This is a genomic window from Burkholderia sp. MSMB2157WGS (assembly GCF_001532755.1).
Lineage (GTDB): Bacteria > Pseudomonadota > Gammaproteobacteria > Burkholderiales > Burkholderiaceae > Burkholderia.
Genome location: NZ_LPJG01000012.1, coordinates 1 through 3,886, shown reverse-complemented (window position 1 = coordinate 3,886; position 3,886 = coordinate 1). Strand labels below are relative to the sequence as shown.

At 61.9% G+C, this 3,886-nt stretch carries 6 protein-coding genes and 1 rRNA gene; 2 read left to right on the top strand and 5 right to left on the bottom strand.

The window, feature by feature from the left end:
• The coding region (locus WT53_RS33405; RefSeq protein ID WP_156447861.1) for an SDR family NAD(P)-dependent oxidoreductase at positions 1 to 107 on the bottom strand (107 nt) is incomplete at its 3' end.
• Positions 108 to 272: 165 nt separating this feature from the next.
• Here WT53_RS33405 and WT53_RS08690 point away from each other — a divergent pair.
• Entirely contained in the window at positions 273 to 1,244 is a 972-nt protein-coding gene (locus tag WT53_RS08690; protein ID WP_034207827.1) for an aldo/keto reductase, read from the top strand.
• Positions 1,245 to 1,349: 105 nt separating this feature from the next.
• The gene (locus WT53_RS08685; RefSeq protein ID WP_034207828.1) at positions 1,350 to 2,195 is read left to right on the top strand and encodes a 23S rRNA (adenine(2030)-N(6))-methyltransferase RlmJ; all 846 of its coding nucleotides are present in this window, start codon (positions 1,350 to 1,352) and stop codon (positions 2,193 to 2,195) included.
• 15 nt (positions 2,196 to 2,210) lie between these two features.
• On the opposite strand, the gene WT53_RS08680 is transcribed toward WT53_RS08685, so the two are convergent.
• From WT53_RS08680 to rrf, 4 genes are all read right to left on the bottom strand, one after another.
• Positions 2,211 to 2,579: a hypothetical protein gene (locus WT53_RS08680; RefSeq protein WP_082727476.1), complete on the bottom strand. Its 369-nt coding sequence runs from the start codon at positions 2,577 to 2,579 to the stop codon at positions 2,211 to 2,213.
• 115 nt (positions 2,580 to 2,694) lie between these two features.
• The gene (locus tag WT53_RS32110) at positions 2,695 to 2,841 is read right to left on the bottom strand and encodes a DUF3563 family protein (protein WP_006478295.1); all 147 of its coding nucleotides are present in this window, start codon (positions 2,839 to 2,841) and stop codon (positions 2,695 to 2,697) included.
• Between the two features lie 215 nt (positions 2,842 to 3,056).
• Positions 3,057 to 3,461, bottom strand: coding sequence for a Cu(I)-responsive transcriptional regulator (cueR, locus tag WT53_RS08675; RefSeq protein WP_034207829.1), 405 nt, complete (start codon positions 3,459 to 3,461; stop codon positions 3,057 to 3,059).
• A gap of 255 nt (positions 3,462 to 3,716) precedes the next feature.
• Positions 3,717 to 3,829: ribosomal RNA gene (gene rrf / locus WT53_RS08670) — 5S ribosomal RNA — on the bottom strand.
• Positions 3,830 to 3,886: the final 57 nt, after the last annotated feature.

Below are 3,886 nucleotides of genomic sequence, written 5' to 3'. Positions count from 1 at the left end.
ATCGCGACGGCCGCGCCTGCCTTGGCCAGCTCCAGCGCGATTTCCTTGCCGATGCCGCTCGCGGCGCCCGTGACGACGGCGGTCTTGCCGCTCAGATCTGCTGCCATGTCCTTCTCCTCCCGTTGTCGGATCGATAAAACACGCGCCCGCCGCATCCGCGCTCATCGCGAAATCGTATCGGCGTGCCAGCCGTCATTGTGCACGATCGGCCCCGCCGTTCGCGCGCAAAACGTCTAAGCTTAAAGGTCGATTCCGTTCGACAGGAGGTTCTCATGCACTATCGACGGCTAGGCCGCTCCGGCCTGCAGATCAGCGAGCTTTCCCTCGGTTCGTGGGTGACGTACGGCAATCAGGTCGATCAGCGGGTCGCGCGCGAATGCCTCGCCGCGGCCCGCGACGCGGGCGTCAATTTCTTCGACAACGCCGAAGTCTACGCCGGCGGCAAATCCGAGGAAATCATGGGTCACGCGCTCAAGTCGCTCGACTGGCCGCGTATCAGCTATATCGTGTCCACGAAGTTCTTCTGGGGGCTCGCGGAAGCCCCGAACCAGTATCACACGCTGAACCGGAAATACCTGCTGACCGCGATCGACGGCTCGCTGCGCCGGCTGCAGCTCGACTATGTCGACCTCGTCTATTGCCATCGGCCCGACCCGCATACGCCGATCGAGGAAACCGTGTGGGCGATGAGCGACATGATCGTGCGCGGCAAGGCGCTGTACTGGGGCACGTCGGAATGGAGCGCCGACGAGATCCGCGCAGCGTGCGAGATCGCCGAGCGGCATCATCTGCACAAGCCGGTCGTCGAGCAGCCGCAGTACAACCTGTTCCACCGCACCCGGGTCGAACAGGAATATGCGCGGCTCTACGACGATTACGGTCTCGGCCTCACGACCTGGAGCCCGCTGGCGTCGGGACTGCTTACCGGCAAGTACCGCAACGGCGTGCCGGCCGGCAGCCGCGCGCAGTTGCAAGGCTACGACTGGATGCGCGAACGCCTGACCGATCGGGCCGCCAACGACATCGTCGAACGGCTCGGCGAGATTGCAGCCGAACTCGGCTGCAGTACCGGCCAATTGGCAATCGCATGGGTGCTCGCGAATCCGCGCGTGAGTTCGGTCATTACGGGCGCATCGCGGGTCGACCAGATCGGCGACAACATGCGCGCGCTCGACGTTGCCGCGAAGCTGACGCCGGACGTGAAGCAACGCATCGAGGCCGTGGTCGGCGACGCATACGAGTAAGGCGACTCACGGCCACTCGCGTACAATACGCGGCCTCGGCGCCCGGCCTGACGGCCGCGCACGATCCGCTTTCATCGATTCACCTTTCGTTTCAGGCAGCCCGCCATGCTCAGTTATCGTCACGGTTTTCACGCAGGCAACCACGCGGACGTGCTCAAGCACGCCGTCGTCGTCCAGCTGCTGCGCTACCTGAACAAGAAAGACAAATCGTACTGGTACATCGATACGCATGCAGGCGCCGGCGTGTACTCGCTGCGCGACGGTTATGCAGCGAAGACGTCGGAATTCGATACCGGCATCGGCCGGCTGTGGAACGAAAAGAACCTGCCGGAGGCGCTGGGCGACTACGTGGATGAGGTCCGCGCGCTGAACGCCGACGGCGAACTGCACTTCTATCCCGGCTCCCCGTACATCGCATGGCGGTCGATGCGCGAGCAGGATCGGATGCGCCTGTTCGAAATGCACACGACGGAAATCGATGTCCTGCGCCACAATTTTCGCGACGCGGGGCGACGCGCGATGATCTTCGCCGGCGACGGCTTCGAAGGTATCAAGGCGCTGCTGCCGCCGCCGCCGCGACGTGCACTCGTACTGATCGATCCGTCCTACGAGGACAAGAAGGATTACGCGCGCGTGGTGAGTTGCATGACGGAATGCCTGAAGCGTTTCGCGACCGGCTGCTATGCAGTCTGGTACCCGCAGGTCACGCGGCTGGAATCGCAGCGCTTTCCCGAACAGTTGAAGCGCCTTCAACCGAACAACTGGCTGCACCTGACGCTGACGGTGTCGAATCCGCCGACCGACGGACTGGGCCTCTACGGCAGCGGGATGTTCATCCTGAATCCGCCGTATACGCTCGCTCAGAGCATGAAAGAGGTACTGCCCTACCTGGTCGAGATGCTCGGACAGGATAGCGGTGCCCGCTGTCAGATCGAGCACCGCGGAAACTGATCGGGCGACGGGTCGTTAGGGCTGCGGTCTAGTCGCGAGCCTCGGCTGGTTGGCCGGCTGCCCGCCCCAGGCGGGAACGTTGATATACGGCGCGACGAACAGCGGAACCGACGTATTCGGCGTCTGCCCGGCCGGTGCCCGCATGCCTGCGGGCTCGACGATCGGCTCCGACGACAACGGTGCCGTCTGCAACACCAACCCGCCCTTGCCGTCCTGGATGCCGCGCTGCGTATCGAGAACGAGCGGCCTGGACGACGTCGCGGCACCGGCCGCGAGGCCATGAACGAGCACGGCCGCGCCCAGAACGAGACGCGCGCGAGCACGACGACGCACATCGACACGCAAATGCATGATCGTGTCCTTCAGGATGAAAAGCAGGTCCATACCATAGCGCTGCGCCGACGTTTTCGCCAGATCCGGCGCACAAAAAAAACAAAGCCCCGTCAATACGGGGCTTGCTTGTCGTTCGGTGCCGCTCGGCACCTGACGGTGACTTCGATTACAGCGAGTAGCCGTTGGTTTCGAGCGAGCGGATGCGGCTCTCGAGCTGGACGATGTCCGACGACGTGGCGAGGTAAGCCTCACGGCGCTCACGTTCTGCGGATTCGAACCAGTTGCTCAGCTTTTCGACGATGTAGGCGATCATGACGTTCTCCAAGGAAGAGGGACCCCTGGTGAATCGAGATTCAGGGATTTCCCGTATAGGGTTATCCCGAATTATAGCGATGCCGCACCAAGATGCTAGTGAAATACGCGCATGGAGGCCATTCCAATTCGGAATGGCGGCAGTCGGTCCGCCCGTAACTCTTTGATTTTTAATGATATGGAGTCCGAGCCCGTTTTGAGACTCGAAGGTCTGCACTAATTTGGTTCGCTGGCGGGGTCGGCCAGACGCGCCAAAATCGGGCATTCTGGTCGCCCGTCACCATGACAGTGCGCGGCCAGATCGGCCAGTGTGTCGCGCATGTCGCTCAGTTCCGCGATGCGTTTGTCGAGTTCTGCCACGTGCTCAAGCGCGATCGATTTCACTTCGGCACTGGCGCGGGAGCGATCCTGCCAGAGCATCAGCAGCTTGCGAATGTCTTCGACGAGGAAGCCGAGTCGTCGCGCCTGACGGATGAACCGCAGAATATGGATTTCGTCCGCGCCGTAGATCCGGTAGCCGGCATCGGTACGCTTGCTCGGCGCAAGAAGGCCGACTTGTTCGTAATACCGGATCATTTTCGCGCTGACTCCGGATTCGCGCGACGCGTCGCCGATATTCATTCCCCCGCCCTCTTCATCAAGCTCTGGTTTCGAACACGAATGTCGACGGATGCTCGCGTCGACGACACTTCGATCGTATCAAATCACGGAGTTTCGTTCCGAGGGAGAGCTTCGCAGGCAGCAGGAACGCAGATGACCGATCTGGCGCGTACGCGGTTGGTTACGAGAGTGAGCGCGCTTCGCTGGACAAGTGCACTTCCGCCGCGCCAATGCAAAAACCCCCGCCTGATCGGGCGGGGGTTTCTGGCTTAGGGAGCCTGACGATTACCTACTTTCACACGGGAATCCGCACTATCATCGGCGTAGAGTCGTTTCACGGTCCTGTTCGGGATGGGAAGGGGTGGGACCGACTCGCTATGGTCATCAGGCAAAGAGGGTTGTTGCGTTGCTTCGCAGCGCAACCAATCCGGGAAGAAGCAGTAATT